Here is a 14,497-nt window from a genome sequence, read left to right on the forward strand (position 1 = left end):
GAGCCTGTCAGTTGTCATCGGCGCGGCGCAGGAGTCCGTTGGCGGCGAGGTCGATCAGGATCTCGGCGCGTTGTGCCGGATCGGGAAGGGATTCGGTCGCCAGGGATATGCCGTTGGCGAGTTGCAGAACATCGTCGACCGCGACGCCGGAGGCGATCGAGCCCTCGTGCCTGGCGCGATCGACGAGTCGCCGTGCCGCTTCCCTGATCTTGGCGTGGGGCGAGAACTCCGGATCGGATCTGTACCCCGTCAGTGCCGGTCCGAGCCCCCGCGCGGTCGCCGCGTGAGCCACGACGTCGCGTAGCCACATCAGCAGGGCCGCACTGGCGTTCGGCGCGGTCAGCAGATCCTCGGCCCGAGCGCACAGGACCTCGACGCGTTCCCGCAGCACCGCTTCCAGCAGCATCTCGCGGCTCGGGAAGTGCCGGTGCAAGGTGGCCGATCCGACACCGGCGCGGCGGGCGATCTGCTCCAGGGACGCGTCGGCTCCGGCTTCCGCGATCACGGCGCTCGCCGCGGTCACCAGTCTGTCGCGGTTGCGTCGCGCGTCGGCCCGCATGCGGCCCGGTGAGCTGGGGTTCTCTCCCATCCGTTCGACCGCCTTCTTGCTAAGTGGAGTGGGCGCCCCGTATCGTACCGGCGGGTAAATGGGGTGCGCCCTCCGTTTTGCGTCGCGCCTGATGCGCTCGCCGAGTCGACGTCCGCGGTGTATGAAGACGTGCTTCGACGGGAACCGCAGGGATGGCGGGCTACCGCAAGGTGGTGGCGCGTCGCGGCGCACGGTGAACGAGGCGGCGCCAGTCGGCAATCGGCAGGAGGCCTGCACCTCCAAGGAGTTAGCCGAAGATGTGCCACCGGTGGAATCCGGCGGTAGGGGCGCCAACTCGGTCGAGATCAATCGTCCGCTTGGTAGCACCTCCGTTGATTGCGAACCTCATTGGTAGCCGCCGCTTCTCGCATTCCTACCGGTCTGTTTCGACAGGTGCGCACTTCGTCCCATCCGGCCCGTTCCGCCACACGAATAGTCAGGTAGCTGAACGTTGACTGACAATGAAAGGGAGGTGGTAACGGAAATGTCGAGTTGCCGCGTGGCCGTCATCGGAGCCGGATTCGGCGGTATCGGGATGGGAGTGGCTCTGAAGCGGGCGGGGTTCGAGGATTTCGTGATCCTCGAGAAGAACGCCGACGTCGGCGGGGTCTGGCGGGACAACACCTATCCGGGTTGTAACTGCGATGTCCCCTCGCACCTGTATTCGTTCTCCTTCGCGCCCTATCGCGACAGGCGCATTCGCTATCCCAGCCAGCGACAGATCCTCGAGTATCTGCACCGAGTCGCCGTCGAGTGCGACCTGATGCCGCACCTGCGGCTTGGCGCGGCCGTCACCGAAGCCCGCTACGTCGAACATCAAGGCCGGTGGGAGCTGACCACGGCCCTCGGCCGGTCGTTGGTGGCCGATGTGGTCGTCTTCGCGGTTGGCCAGTTGCACCGTCCGTATCTGCCCGACATCGAGGGACGAAACGACTTCGCCGGGTTGTCGTTCCACACCGCCGAATGGGATCACCGCCACGACTTGCAAGGTCGCGACATCGCGGTGATAGGCACGGGATCCAGCGCCGCCCAGCTCCTTCCCACCCTCGCGGCCACCGCCGCGCGGGTGCGCCTGTTCCAGCGCACGCCGCACTGGGTGCTGCCGAAGCCGCCTGTCGAGTTCGGGCCGTTGGCCCGAGCGGGTCTGAGCCTGCCCGGCGCACACCACCTGTACCGGCAGGCGCTCGACCACGGCGCCGACGCCGTGCTGGCGCCGATCATGCGGCGCGGGTGGTCGGCGCGACCCGCCGCATGGCTGGCCCGCCGATACCTGCGCCGCCAAGTCCCCGACCCCGCGTTGCGCGCGAAACTCACGCCCGGCTATCCCATAGGTGGCAAGCGAATCATCTTCGACAGCCACTTCTACTCGACCCTCAACCGCCCCAACGTCGAACTGGTCACCGAGCCGGTCACGCGCATCGTCGGCGACGGTGTCACCACCGCCGACGGGACCTGCCATCGAGCCGATGTGATCGTCTACGCCACGGGTTTTCGGGCACCGGAGTTCCTCGTCCCGGTCCAGGTGCGGGGGCGCGGCGGGATGGTGTTGCAGGAGCACTGGCGCACCGGCGCGAGCGCGTTCTTCGGTTTGGCCGTCCCCGGCTATCCCAACGCCTTCCTGATCGCCGGGCCCAATTCGTTCAACCCCGCGGGCAGCAACCCCGCCATGAAGGAACGCCAGATCGACTACATCCTCGAGTGCCTGCGCTTGCGCGACCGGCTCGGCGTCGCGGCGATCGAAGTCGACGAGGAGGCGATGCGCGCACACCGGCGGTGGCTCGACCAGGCGATCGCCAAGACGGTGTGGCCCACCAGCGGACCGAGCTGGTACAAGGATCGCGCCGGACGCGTCACCAACCCGTGGCCGGCCTCGGCGCGCACCTACGAGCGGATGCTGCGACATCACCGGCCCGAGGCATGTTTCCGCGCGGTCTCGGCCGACGCGCCGTACCCCAGACATGGTCGCTCGGCCCACGTGGTGACCAGATGTTCGACGACGGTCGCTGCTCGGGCAGCGTCCTGATCGGACGTCGAGGATTGCGTCGAACCGCCGAATTCGACCGGATCCCACCGTGGTCCGCGTACCGCGCGGCGGCGTCCATTCTCGCGGCCGTGCTGTCGGTCGTCCGCTCAGGCGGCGATTTCGGCGGTGCGGTCGCGGCTGAGCGCGCCGTCGGTCATGCGGTAGACCGCCTCCATGCGAGACAGGTGGGTGCGGTCGTGGGTGACCAGGAGGGTGGCGGCGCGATGGTCGTCGGCGACGGTGAGGATGAGGTCGACGATCGCCGCGCCACGTTCGGAATCCAATGCGCTGGTCGGCTCGTCGACGACGAGCAGCGCAGGATCGTTCATCAGCGCGCGGGCGATGTTCACGCGCTGACGTTGGCCGCCGGACAGCTGCGCGGGGCGCTTCGCCGCATGCTCCGCCAGTCCGACGGCGTCCAGGAGTTCCCTTGCCTTGGCGCGGGTTTCACGTCGGCGGGCCGGTGTCGTGAAACCTCGTCCGCCGAGATGGTGCATCATCTCGAGCTGTTCCATCGCGGTGAGCGCGGGAACGAGATTGGCCTGCTGGAACACGATTCCGATGGACGCGCGGCGCACCGCAGCCGCCTCCCGTCGGGTGAGCGATGCCAGATCGACTGCGGTCGAGGAGTTTTCGAGCAGGACTCGACCGGAGTCGGGCCGGGTCAATGTCGCGACGACGGCCAGCAGGCTGGATTTGCCCGACCCCGACGGGCCGGTGATCGCGGCGACGGCGCCTGCGTCTACCCGCAGGCTGACGTGGTCGAGTGCGGTGAGCCGGTCCGCGCCATCGGGGTAGGTGAGGGTGACGTCGTCGACAATGAGGGTCATCAGGTGCTCCGGTGTCAGCGGGCCGCGCCGAGCGCGGCGAGCGGGTCTGTGGTGAAGAGGAAGCGCAGGGCGAACGCGGCGCCGAGCAATCCGAGCAGGATGAGCGCGGCCGCGGGCAGCACCGTGGTCGCGGGCGTCACCACGAATGGGACCGCGTCGCCGACGAAAGACGCTGCGGCCAGGGTGATTCCGAGCCCGGCGGCCACGCCCGTGATCAGCACGACGGCGGCCTGGCCGAGCGCGTCGCGGACCAGCGATCCCGAGGTCGCGCCGAGCGCCTTGAGCGTCGCGATGTCGGGCGTGCGCTGGATGGTCCAGACGGTGAAGAACGCGCCGATCACCAGCGCCGAGATGGCGAAGAGCAGCACGGTCATCAGGGTCAGCGAACCGTTCTCGGCGCGGTAGGAGCCGAGCGCGTCCAGCGATCCGGAGACGCTGGTCGTGCTGGTGTGGGCGGCGGCGTTCGCGTCGGCGGCGTCGGCCACGCCGGAGACCGCGAGCACCGTGGCCGCGCCACCGCGCGGGCTGACCGAGCGCCAGTCCTCGACGGTCATCCAGACCACCGGCGTGTGGCTGTACCAATCGTCGCCGCGGACCGCCGCCACGGTGAAGTCGCGGTCACCGAGGTGCAGGGTGTCGCCGGCCGCCGCTTCCAGCTCGCGCGCCGCGCCTTCGCTGAGCACGACAGATCCCTGCTCGGTTGCGGCGCGGTTGCCGACGGTGGATTCCCGCGCGCCGAACAGGGCGACGCGCGCGGGGCCGCCGGACTTGACCGCCTCGGCGCGTCCGATGCCGACCGGGTCCACCGTGCGCGCGGCGGCCCGCCAGATGCCGACCTGCCGCTCGGTCAGTGCGGAGGTGTCGAAGGACGGATCACCGCCACCGTCGGCGAACACCAGCTTCTCGGCGGAGACGGCCTGAATCGCGGAGATGTTCTGGTGCGCGAGCCCTGCGGTGAGACCGCTGAGAAAACTCACCAGCAGCGCCACCAGCGCGACGACAAGGGTGATGAGCAGGAAACGGCCGCGGGCGACGCGCAGATCCCGGAGTGCGAGGAACATGCCTCCACTTTCGCGGCGCGCGGCCGTTGCGCCATCGCGCACGGGAAGGAACCGGCGGCGGACGAACGGTGGAGGTGGTTTTCCACCTTTCGATGGATGCCGCCCGGGTAACCGCACATAAGCTGGCAGCGTGCATCCGTCGCCGCTCACCCCCGTCGTCACCGCACTGCGGCTGGGTTTGCACCTGTTGATGACGGTGCTCGCCACCGTGGTCGTAGTGCGCGCGCTGCTGCCTGGCGCGCCGCACGCGGCGCCGGTGGTCGTGCTGACGGCGGCGTTTCTGCTCGTCTATTTCGCGGGCGCGTTGTTCGGTGACCGTCGCCGTGGCGCACTGCCGGTGTGGCTCGGGGCGCTGACCTTGCTGTGGCTCGGCCTGGTCGTCCTCGCACCCGACGCCGGATACCTGGCCTTCGGCCTGTTCTTCCTCTACCTGCACCTGCTGCCGCGCCCGTGGAGCCTGCTGGCGGTGACGGTGGCGACCACGGTCGCGGTCGTCGGTTTCGGCGTGCACGGCGGGTGGTCGGTCGCCGGGGTGGTCGGCCCGGTCATCGGGGCCGCCGTGGCGGTCGGCATCGGACTCGGTTACGAGGCGCTGTTCCGGGAATTCGCGGAACGTCAGCGGCTCATCGACGAATTGCTCAGCGCCAGGGCCACTCTCGCGGACCGCGAACGCGCCGCGGGCAGGCTCGCCGAGCGCGAGCGCTTGGCCCAGGAGATCCACGACACCGTCGCCCAAGGGTTGAGCAGCATCCAGCTGCTGTTGCACGCGGCCGAACGGGCCGATCCGCGGCATCCCGCGCTGCCACAGATTCGGCTCGCCAGGGAGACGGCGGCCGAGAATCTGGCCGAAACCCGCGGCCTCATAGCCGAACTCGCGCCGGTTCCGCTGGAGGGCTCGTCGCTGGCCGAGGCGCTGGAACGGATCTGTCATCGCGCCGAAACGCCGGGTCTGCGCACCCAGTTGGTGGTGGAAGGCGAGCCGGAGCGGTTGGCCATGCCGATCGAGGCTGCCCTGGTGCGCATCGCGCAGGGCGCGGTCGCCAACGTGGTTCAGCACGCGAACGCCGGTCGGATGCGTCTCACCCTGACCTACGCCGACACCGACGTGCTCATGGACGTGGTCGACGATGGAATCGGCATGGACCAGGAGGCGTCGGCGCGCATCGCGTCCGGCGGCTTCGGGTTGCTCGCGATGCGGGCCAGGGTCGAGCAGCATGGCGGCAGCATGGCGGTGGAGTCGGAGCCGGGGCACACCGCCGTCTCGGTATCGTTTCCGCTCGTGCCGGGAACCGTTGTCGCCGAGGCGGATTCGGCGGCCAGCGGATGATCCGCCTGCTGCTGGCCGACGATCACGCCATCGTGCGCGCGGGTTTGCGCGCGCTGCTCGCAGGCGCCGACGACATCGACGTCGTGGGAGAGGCGGCGACCGCCGAAGCGGCCGTGGCCTTCTGCGCGACGACGCCCGTCGATCTCGTCCTGATGGACCTGAGTTTCGGCGGCGGGCGCTCCGGCGTGGACGCCACCGCGGAAATCCGCGCGCTGCCGCACCCGGCGAACGTCCTGGTGGTGACCAACTACGACACCGACGCCCACATCCTGGGCGCGATCGAGGCGGGCGCCTGCGGATACATCCTCAAAGACACCCCGCCGACCGAGTTGCTCTCCGCGGTGCGTTCCGCGGCGGCGGGGGAGAGCGTGCTCTCGCCCGCGGTCGCGTCCAAACTCATGACGCGGGTCCGGCGTGCCGACACCACGTTGAGCCCGCGCGAGATCGAGGTGATCGGGCTCGTCGCCGACGGACGATCCAACCGGGAGATCGCCAAGGAACTGTTCCTGAGCGAAACCACCGTGAAATCCCATCTCGTGCACATCTACGCCAAGCTCGGCGTCCGCTCCCGCACTTCGGCGGTGGCGCGTGCCCGCGAGCAGGGCGCGATCTGAGACGAGGACGCGGCCGCGGAGCGACTCCGGGTGATCGGCGCGGCGTCCGCGTCCGCGGTCGCTGTCAGGTCGGTCGATCCTCAGGTTTGCGTCCCGCCCACCTCGCGGGCGCCGACGCCTCGCCGCGATCCGCGACGGCAGCCGTGCGGTCTTCCGTGATGCGATTCGTCCGGCTGGGAGGATTCACGGCTGCTGGAGGATGTCCATCGGGGTTGCCGGGTCGTGCTGGGTGGGCAGCCCGTGTCCCGGGACGACGGTTCGGGCGGGCTGGGTGGCGAGGAGGTGAGCGCTGCCGAGGGTGCGGGCTTCGTCGTGATTGAACACCTTCGGCAGCAGTTGCGGTCCGGTGTGCCGGAGGAGGGGGTGTCCGGTGACCAGGGCGTCGCCGGTGAACAGGACCGCTTCGGACGGCATCAGGTAGGCGGTGTGGCCGTCGGTGTGGCCGGGGGTCGGTAGCGCGACGAAGCCGCCGGGCAGCGACGCAAGGGTGGCGTCGTCCACGGCGGTGGCGGTCGGGACGCTGTCGCCGAGGTGGCCCTTGATCGCCCAGAGGGTCTGGGCCACCCATCGACGGCCGTGGGGGGTGCGGAGGAGTCCGAGCATGTGAGCGGCCGTGATTTGTTGCAGGTATTCGCGTTTGGCGTGCCGGACTTCCTCGGCGCCGGTGTAGACGGGCATGCCGACGCGTTCGACGAGGGTGGGGATGGCGCCGATGTGATCGAGATGGGCGTGCGTCAGCAGGACGGCGGCGATGTCGGTGAGCTCGTGGCCGATCTGGCGTACCGAGTCGAGAACGTCGCCGGTGTCGGAGGGGTATCCGGCGTCGACGACGGTGACGCCGGAGCCGTCGCTGACCAGTGCCCAATTGACGTTCGTTCCGGCCACCACGTAGACGGAGTCGGAAACCTGGTCGATCTTCACGGATGAGTCCTCACTGCTCGATGCGGTGTTCGATGACGCCGATGCCGTCGATTTCCAGGCGCAGTTCGTCGCCGGGCGCCGGCCAGCGGCCCAGTTCCATCCCGCTGCCCCCGGGCAGCGTACCGCTGGACAGGAGTTCACCGGGGAAGAGCTGCTCGCTTCTGGAGGCGTGCGCGATCGCCTCGGCCATCGCCAGCTCGCCACCCGTGTGATCCGCGCCATGAGGCCTGGCGAGACCTCTGCATGAGGTTCACCAGCGCAGCACGGCCTCTATTTCGTCGTCGATCAGGTCGCCGGTGGGTGCGAAGCCGGGTGATCGGTAGAAGCCTTCCGGGCTGCCACGGCCGCGGCGGTAGCTGGTGTACAGGGCATTCGTCCCGCGAGCTTTCAGGTGCTCGACCAGGATGTCGATCGTGCTGCGACATCCCGGAATTACGCGCGGCGCGGCTTCACGGCACCACCGGCGCACGCGCTGTCGACTCGAGGGTGCGGGGCGGTCGCGGGCCGTGGTGACCGGATTCGTGCACATGGACGGCGAAGGGCGGCGAGCCACCGTGCTCGCCCCTCCAGGTGCGGGAGGCTATTGGCTGAGTCTTGTCGCCAATGTCAGCACCCCCGTGACGTTCGGCGCCGCCGAGAATTCGCGTAGCGCGGCATCGAGGACGGCGGCCGCGGCGGCGGGTGTGTCGTCCAGCGGCGCCGCCAGGATATGGACGATGTGGCCGTAGTCCAGCGCCTTACCGACGATGAAATGCCTTGCGTTGCCGAGAGAAACATGGAGGTCGCCCTCCGTGACGTTGTTCCCTTCGATGAGAACGAGACTCGAGTGCATGAACCTGCTCCTTCGTAGTGCCGCGTTCGTCGATGGACGTCAGCGATCGGAATATGGAACCCGGAACGTGGTGATGCGGGGCCGCGGCCCGCTACGCGGGTGAACTGACCTCGATGGTGACCACCGAGCCGACCGGAACCATGGACTCGGCAGGGGGAATCGTTCGCACCACCAAACCCCCTCTGTCGTCGGGGCTCAACGGTCCGACCTGGACGACGTTGAGCCGTAACCCCAGTGAACTCGCGCTCGGCATGAACCGTTCCACCATGTCCGGCGGGAAGAAGGCCGATTCCCCTTCCAGCGCGCCTTGCAGGGTGTTCCACGGCGGTATCTGCACCTTCGGGCCGCGCGAATGCTTCGGCATATTCGTGGGCAGTGCGGTGAGGCGGAAGTCGGCGACGCCTTTGATCGTTCGCATGAACGTCTCGGGATCGCATGCCTGATCGACATTATCGATGGAAAACGACGCCGCGTCACCGATGACGTCGAGATCGTTCGCGAGAGTCGCCTGCAACGCGGAGAGATCGGGCCCTTCGGGAGGTGGCACTATGTCGAATTCACTCGTGTGCCTGGGATCGAGTATGTAGTCGACCAGATTGAGTTTGTCGATCGTCTGGGACCGGAGCTTCGCGCACCGTTTCAAGACGTCACGCTGATGTTCGATCTCGGCCACGTTCGGCGGCAGTGGGCCGAGTGCGATGACGTACGGCGCGAGCGTCGCGGCATATGGCTGCGGAGCTCCCTGCACGGTGGCCGTCCACTCGTCCATGGCCTTGTACAGCTGTGACAACAGCTCGATCGGATCGTTGCTGGTAGGTCTGGTCGCTACCCTCCCGCCCTCGAACATCAGGAATACCTCGACCCTGGCCTGGGCGGTCCTGAGTGTCTCGGTGACCTTGACGCGGACCTCTGCGGACAGGGTGCCGTAACTGCCGCTCAATGCGGCGTCGACAGCCAGCTTGGATTCGGTGCTCTTCGTGTCGATTCGAACGACTCCGAAGAAACGGCCGCCCGTCCTGATGCCGCGGACGAAGTACTCGCCGAACCTATCCGCGAACAGATCCGTGTTGCCCTGTCGGACCAAGTCGGCAGCCGCGGGCGACAGCTCCGGTGAATCCATTTGCCTGAAGGCGAACCGCTCTTCGGCCGAGACCAGGACGCTCAGCGAGCTGGATTGGATTCGACACCGTTTGGCGAAGTTGAAGGAGGCGTCCACGCTGAACGGTCCGACTCCGGCCGACAATTCGGCGTCGATGCCCAGCTCTGTCTCCAGATCGCTGGTGGTGTCGATCCGTCGGAACGTGAAATTCCCCGCACCACCCGAGCCGACCTCCGGTGGAGTCACCGCTCCCTGCGCGCCTCGAGCCATAGGACTACCTGTGGACATCGCGGCACCGATGCCTATGTCGTAGCCTTCACGGAAGCGGACCGTTTCTTGTCGGAGCGCCACTGCCGCTCACCGCCTCGGATCGAGATATAACGGGCATGAACTTCGGGGTGATCACTCCTCGCCCGACCGGCAGTGGGCGAGGAGTGCCTTGTCCGCTGATTGTTCCGCTCACCATGCGGGCTGTTGCGAGTATGCGACTACTCGATTCTCTTCGACGCGCCCGTTCGTCACGCGGGCACTCGGCGCGCGTTCAGCGGACACCGACCAGCCTGGGGGATGGGGTCAGGTTGAGGCTGCTGACGGCCGCGCGGACGTCGGTCGGCCAGATGAAGAGCCGGTAGGTCGGGTCGATGTCGAAGTAGTCCTCGGGGCCGACCAGCACTCGCGTCCGCATGTCGGCGCAGTATCGTTCGCGCCAAGCGAAAGGATCGGGTACCGGCTTCTTGTCGACGACGATCGATTTGGCGACCGCGTACAGCCTTTCCACACAACGGTATTCGTAGGCGGGCATGGTTGTCGGCTCGTCCCAGATTCCGCGTCTGGCGGTGACCGCCTCGTCGGCGGCGCTGAGGAACAGGGGAAGGTCGAGCTCGCCGGGGATAGACGGGTAGATGATGAACGTCGCGGCCCAGCCCGAGCGCACCATGTCGAGGTTGAAAGTCGAGCGCTGCTCGCGAGTCAGTGTCGCCAGCTCCGGCTTCGAGTAGGCCGGGGCAAGGTAGGCGAGCAGTCGTCCGTTGCCGTCGAACGGTGCGTCCGCGGTGTGCACGAACAGGTTTCGTCGACTGCCGTCCGGTCGTGTCAATCGTTGGGCGGCATTGGCTTTCGCGAAATCGGCCGCCCGCGTGCCCTGGGAGAACTGTATGGTTCCCGCCTTGCCGGTGGAGAGTCTCGGTAGGAGGAAGTCGGCGAATCGCCGTGAGATGGGTACGTCGGCCGGCCGTTGCTGGATCCACTCCGCGAGTTGAGCGAACTTCTCGTCCACCGCCACCGCGCCTTGTGGTGAACCGGCGGTGACTTCCGGTGTGTCGATCGACAGCATCCGCACGGGCATCCGGATGCTCGGTGTGTCGCCGTCGTGGATGTCCACCAACGCCTTCGAATCGAGTGACGGCATGCCGACACCGCCGGATGACCAGAAGATTTGCACTGCCTCGAGCATTTCGGCTCCTTTCGAGTTCAGATCTGATGAAAGTCGCCGGGTTCCGGGAACGGGCTCGTGCGTAGTGCTTCCTGCACTCGCATAACGGAAGGGTTTTCCTCGGGCTCCCTCATTCGGTGGGAACCGGCCAAGCACTTCTCCAGGACAGGATCGCCGGAGAAGCGTTTCGACATCAAGCTCATGCCTCGCCTCGCATTCGCACTGGCCTGAACACTCGCCACGTGGTCTCGCGACGGAGTCGCCAACTGGCGGGACGCCAACCGACGGGCAGAGGACCCGCACGATTCTTGCGTCACGTGCACTATGCGCTCGGACCCCGAGGCGCACACGAGTAGCCGATACTCGATTTCTCGACAGCACGCGTTGGTCACGTCCCGAACCGACGGCCGCGCCGACATCGGTCAGCGGCTTGGACGAGCATTCCGCACGGTGGAGACACCGTTCACCGGCTTTCGAGTAATCGCTGGCTTGTCGGAGCAGAGCCGCACAAGATGTTCGGTGAAGTCGGAAATCTCGTGATCGTCGAACCGAAAGGCAGCACATGAAACTGGAAGCAGGTCAGGTCGCCGTGGTGACGGGCGCCGCCAATGGAATCGGGCGAGCCGTGGCGCAGGCACTGTGCGACCGCGACATACGGGTGGTGCTCGCCGATATCGATGGCGACGCCGTCGCGAGAGCCGCCGACGAACTGGGGTCCGACACCGTCGCCGTGCCGACGGATGTCGCCGACCCGCACCAGGTTCAGCGGCTGGCCGACACCACGCTGGAGCGCTTCGGGAGGGTCGATCTGGTGTTCAACAATGCCGGGATGGCCGTGGGCGCACCGATCTGGCTCGTGGAACCCGAAGACTGGCACCGGCTCTGGGCGGTCAATGTGCAGGGCGTCGTCAACGGGATGCGCGCCTTCGTCCCGCACCTGATCGCGGCGGGACGCGGCCACGTCGTCAATACCTCGTCACTGGCCGGAGTCACCACCGGTCCGTTCAACGCCCCCTACACCGCGAGCAAACACGCGGTCGTCGCACTGACCGAGGCGCTGCGCGGTGAACTGGACGTACTCGCGCCCGAGATCGGTGCCACGGTGGTGTGCCCGGGTCCGGTCGACACCCAGATGTTGCGCGGTGTCACCGACGGCATCGGAACCCTGCTCGGCGCCCCGGCGCAGGCCAGGCAAGGGTGGCTGGGCACGCTCACCCCCGAGCAGTGGGACCGTCTCGCACCCGGACTGGGCGTTGTCGCCCAGATGGCGGACGAGGCGATGCCCGCCGCTCGTGCCGCGGAGATCATCCTGTCGGCGGTCGAGGCCGATCGCCTCTATGTGACGACACACCCCTCCTGGACGGCACCGGTCCGCGATCGAGTCGCGAGGATCGTCGCCGACATGGAGGCGTCCGGCTAGCCGGAGGTCACGCGGGACCACTCTCGAGCAGATTGCGGCCCCGCGTATTCGCTTGGGCGACAAAGTAAAACCCCAGGCCGACCCCGATCGGTCGGCCTGGGGTTCATCGATATCGATCAGGCGAGGTCGAAGCGATCGTTGCCGACCACCTTGACCCATGCGTCCACGAAGTCGTTCACGAACCTCGCCTCACCGTCCTGCTGCGCGTACACCTCGGCAACCGCGCGCAGCACCGAGTGCGATCCGAAGACGAGATCGTTGGCGGTGGCCGTCCATGTGGCCTGGCCGGTACGCCGGTCGAAACCTTCGTAGACGTTCTCCGCCGACTCGGACGCCTTCCACTCCGTGCTCTGGTCGAGCAGGTTGACGAAGAAATCGTTCGTCAGAGTGCCCGGCCGGTCGGTGAACACACCGTGCGAGGTGCCGCCGAAATTGGCGCCGAGGGCGCGGAGGCCGCCGATCAGCACCGTCAGCTCCGGAGCCGTCACGTCGAGCATGTACGCGCGTTCGAGCAGCAGGCGCTCGAGCGGGACCTTCTCGCCCTTGCGCACGTAGTTGCGGAACCCGTCGGCCCGCGGTTCGAGCACCGCGAACGACTCCACATCGGTGCTTTCCTGCGCGGCATCCGTTCGTCCGGGCGCGAACGGCACCGTGACGTCGTGGCCCCCGTCCTTGGCCGCCTTCTCGACCGCCGCGGACCCGGCGAGGATGATCAGGTCGGCGAGCGAGACCTTCTTGCCGCCGGAGGCCGAGCCGTTGAAGTCGCGCTGGATCTGCTCGAGCACCGGAAGCACCTTCGCCAGCTCGGCCGGCTCGTTGACCTCCCAGTTCTTCTGCGGCTCCAAACGGATCCTGGCGCCGTTGGCTCCGCCGCGCTTGTCGGTGCTGCGGAAGCTCGCCGCCGACGCCCAGGCGGTCTTGACCAGCTGGGAGACCGACAGGCCGGACTCGAGCACCTTGCCCTTCAGCGCCGCGATGTCCTGCTCGTCGATCAGCTCGTGGTCGACGGCGGGCACCGGGTCCTGCCACAGCTGCGGTTCGGCAACCCACGGCCCGAGATAGCGGCTGATCGGTCCCATGTCGCGGTGCAGCAGCTTGTACCATGCCTTGGCGAACGCCTCGGCGAGTTCCTCGGGGTGATCCAGCCAGCGGCGGGTGATCTCCCGGTAGACCGGGTCTTCCCGCAGCGACAGGTCCGTGGTCAGCATGGTGGGGGTCCGCGCGGGTCCGCCGAACGGATCCGGGATCGTTCCCGCGCCCGCGCCGTCCTTCGCCTTGTACTGCCACGCCCCGGCCGGGCTCTTGGTGAGCTCCCATTCGTAGCCGTAGAGGTTCTTCAGGAAGCCGTTGTCCCATTGGGTCGGGGCGGCTGTCCAGACGACCTCCAGGCCGCTGGTGATGGCGTCTTTGCCTTTGCCGGTGCCGTAGGCGCTCTTCCAGCCGAGGCCCTGCTGCTCGATCGGGGCGGCTTCGGGTTCCGCGCCGACGAGGTCGGGGTCGCCTGCGCCGTGGGTCTTGCCGAAAGTATGGCCGCCGACGATCAGCGCTGCGGTTTCCTCGTCGTTCATTGCCATGCGACGGAACGTCTCTCGGATGTCGCGCGCGGCGGCCACCGGGTCGGGCTTGCCGTTGGGCCCTTCCGGATTGACGTAGATCAGGCCCATCTGGACGGCGCCGAACGGTGATGCCAGGTCACGGTCACCGCTGTAGCGCTCGTCGCCGAGCCAGGTGTCCTCCGGGCCCCAGTAGATCTCCTCCGGCTCCCAGATATCGGGTCGGCCGAAGCCGAAGCCGAAGGTCTTGAATCCCATCGAATCGAGGGCCACGTTGCCCGCGAACACCAGCAGGTCGGCCCACGAGATCTTGGTGCCGTACTTCTGCTTGACCGGCCACAGCAGCCTGCGCGCCTTGTCCAGGCTGGCGTTGTCCGGCCAGCTGTTCAGCGGCGCGAAGCGCTGCGCGCCCTGACCGCCGCCGCCGCGTCCGTCGGCGATCCGGTAAGTGCCCGCCGCGTGCCAGCTCATCCTGATGAACAGGCCACCGTAGTTGCCGTAATCGGCGGGCCACCAGTCCTGCGAATCGGTCATGACTGCCGCGACGTCGGCCTTCAGGGCTTCGACGTCGAGTTTCTCGAACTCCGTGGCGTAGTCGAAATCCTCGCCGAGCGGGTTGGCTTTGGACGAGTGGGCGTGCAGCACCGAGACATCGATCTGCTCCGGCCACCAGTCTTCGTTGGTGCGGGGGCGATGGCCGGTGGGAGTGGGGGATGTGATCGCCGGGTTCTCGCTCTCGCTCGCGCTGCGAGTTTCGGCGTCAGGAGTGGGTGGACGGCTATCGGATGTCACGACA

The 14,497-nt window shown here is 67.6% G+C and carries 14 protein-coding genes; 4 read left to right on the top strand and 10 right to left on the bottom strand.

What is annotated here, in order from left to right; all coding sequences use genetic code 11:
* Positions 1-7 precede the first annotated feature (7 nt).
* A complete protein-coding gene (locus AB0H50_RS25810) occupies positions 8-589 on the bottom strand; it encodes a helix-turn-helix domain-containing protein (protein WP_357457235.1) in 582 nt (193 codons plus the stop codon).
* A gap of 499 nt (positions 590-1,088) precedes the next feature.
* Between AB0H50_RS25810 and AB0H50_RS25815 the strand changes: the two genes are divergently transcribed.
* Positions 1,089-2,612, top strand: a complete 1,524-nt coding sequence (locus AB0H50_RS25815) for an NAD(P)/FAD-dependent oxidoreductase (protein WP_357457237.1) — start codon at positions 1,089-1,091, stop codon at positions 2,610-2,612.
* Positions 2,613-2,719: 107 nt separating this feature from the next.
* Here AB0H50_RS25815 and AB0H50_RS25820 read toward each other — a convergent pair whose 3' ends face one another.
* Together AB0H50_RS25820 and AB0H50_RS25825 are read right to left on the bottom strand one after the other, a co-directional pair.
* Positions 2,720-3,442: an ABC transporter ATP-binding protein gene (locus AB0H50_RS25820; RefSeq protein ID WP_357457239.1), complete on the bottom strand. Its 723-nt coding sequence runs from the start codon at positions 3,440-3,442 to the stop codon at positions 2,720-2,722.
* 14 nt (positions 3,443-3,456) lie between these two features.
* Positions 3,457-4,503 carry an ABC transporter permease gene (locus AB0H50_RS25825; RefSeq protein WP_357457241.1) on the bottom strand — a complete coding sequence of 349 codons (1,047 nt, stop codon included), beginning with the start codon at positions 4,501-4,503 and terminating at the stop codon, positions 3,457-3,459.
* Positions 4,504-4,633: 130 nt separating this feature from the next.
* Here AB0H50_RS25825 and AB0H50_RS25830 point away from each other — a divergent pair, with 130 nt between their 5' ends.
* Positions 4,634-5,830, top strand: coding sequence for a sensor histidine kinase (locus AB0H50_RS25830; protein WP_357457243.1), 1,197 nt, complete (start codon positions 4,634-4,636; stop codon positions 5,828-5,830).
* The gene (locus AB0H50_RS25835; RefSeq protein WP_357457244.1) at positions 5,827-6,444 is read left to right on the top strand and encodes a response regulator transcription factor; all 618 of its coding nucleotides are present in this window, start codon (positions 5,827-5,829) and stop codon (positions 6,442-6,444) included. The genes AB0H50_RS25830 and AB0H50_RS25835 overlap by 4 nt, the downstream gene beginning before the upstream one ends.
* A 183-nt stretch (positions 6,445-6,627) precedes the next feature.
* Here AB0H50_RS25835 and AB0H50_RS25840 read toward each other — a convergent pair whose 3' ends face one another.
* From AB0H50_RS25840 to AB0H50_RS25865, 6 genes are all read right to left on the bottom strand, one after another.
* Positions 6,628-7,365, bottom strand: a complete 738-nt coding sequence (locus AB0H50_RS25840) for an MBL fold metallo-hydrolase (protein ID WP_357457246.1) — start codon at positions 7,363-7,365, stop codon at positions 6,628-6,630.
* A 10-nt stretch (positions 7,366-7,375) separates the two neighbouring features.
* Positions 7,376-7,555 carry a fumarylacetoacetate hydrolase family protein gene (locus AB0H50_RS25845; RefSeq protein WP_357457248.1) on the bottom strand — a complete coding sequence of 60 codons (180 nt, stop codon included), beginning with the start codon at positions 7,553-7,555 and terminating at the stop codon, positions 7,376-7,378.
* Positions 7,556-7,615: 60 nt separating this feature from the next.
* Entirely contained in the window at positions 7,616-7,894 is a 279-nt protein-coding gene (locus tag AB0H50_RS25850) for a hypothetical protein (RefSeq protein ID WP_357457250.1), read from the bottom strand.
* Between the two features lie 51 nt (positions 7,895-7,945).
* Positions 7,946-8,197, bottom strand: a complete 252-nt coding sequence (locus AB0H50_RS25855) for a hypothetical protein (RefSeq protein WP_357457252.1) — start codon at positions 8,195-8,197, stop codon at positions 7,946-7,948.
* 91 nt (positions 8,198-8,288) lie between these two features.
* Positions 8,289-9,542, bottom strand: a complete 1,254-nt coding sequence (locus tag AB0H50_RS25860; RefSeq protein ID WP_357457254.1) for a PASTA domain-containing protein — start codon at positions 9,540-9,542, stop codon at positions 8,289-8,291.
* A 295-nt stretch (positions 9,543-9,837) separates the two neighbouring features.
* Positions 9,838-10,749 (bottom strand): thermonuclease family protein, encoded by a 912-nt coding sequence (locus AB0H50_RS25865; RefSeq protein WP_357457256.1) that lies wholly within the window; start codon positions 10,747-10,749, stop codon positions 9,838-9,840.
* A gap of 541 nt (positions 10,750-11,290) precedes the next feature.
* Between AB0H50_RS25865 and AB0H50_RS25870 the strand changes: the two genes are divergently transcribed.
* On the top strand, positions 11,291-12,148 hold the full coding sequence (locus tag AB0H50_RS25870) for an SDR family NAD(P)-dependent oxidoreductase (protein ID WP_357457258.1): 858 nt from the start codon (positions 11,291-11,293) through the stop codon (positions 12,146-12,148).
* A gap of 116 nt (positions 12,149-12,264) precedes the next feature.
* Here AB0H50_RS25870 and katG read toward each other — a convergent pair whose 3' ends face one another.
* Entirely contained in the window at positions 12,265-14,493 is a 2,229-nt protein-coding gene (gene katG / locus AB0H50_RS25875) for a catalase/peroxidase HPI (protein ID WP_357457260.1), read from the bottom strand.
* Positions 14,494-14,497 lie beyond the last annotated feature (4 nt).

Source organism: Nocardia sp. NPDC050793 (assembly GCF_040654065.1).
Classification (GTDB): domain Bacteria; phylum Actinomycetota; class Actinomycetes; order Mycobacteriales; family Mycobacteriaceae; genus Nocardia.

Coding starts and splice junctions, on each gene's coding strand:
- AB0H50_RS25810 (WP_357457235.1), bottom strand. CDS start 589: ATGGGAGAGAACCCCAGCTCACCGGGCCGCATGCGGGCCGACGCGCGA.
- AB0H50_RS25820 (WP_357457239.1), bottom strand. CDS start 3,442: ATGACCCTCATTGTCGACGACGTCACCCTCACCTACCCCGATGGCGCG.
- AB0H50_RS25825 (WP_357457241.1), bottom strand. CDS start 4,503: ATGTTCCTCGCACTCCGGGATCTGCGCGTCGCCCGCGGCCGTTTCCTG.
- AB0H50_RS25835 (WP_357457244.1), top strand. CDS start 5,827: ATGATCCGCCTGCTGCTGGCCGACGATCACGCCATCGTGCGCGCGGGT.
- AB0H50_RS25845 (WP_357457248.1), bottom strand. CDS start 7,555: ATGGCCGAGGCGATCGCGCACGCCTCCAGAAGCGAGCAGCTCTTCCCC.
- AB0H50_RS25850 (WP_357457250.1), bottom strand. CDS start 7,894: ATGTGCACGAATCCGGTCACCACGGCCCGCGACCGCCCCGCACCCTCG.
- AB0H50_RS25855 (WP_357457252.1), bottom strand. CDS start 8,197: ATGCACTCGAGTCTCGTTCTCATCGAAGGGAACAACGTCACGGAGGGC.
- AB0H50_RS25865 (WP_357457256.1), bottom strand. CDS start 10,749: ATGCTCGAGGCAGTGCAAATCTTCTGGTCATCCGGCGGTGTCGGCATG.
- AB0H50_RS25870 (WP_357457258.1), top strand. CDS start 11,291: ATGAAACTGGAAGCAGGTCAGGTCGCCGTGGTGACGGGCGCCGCCAAT.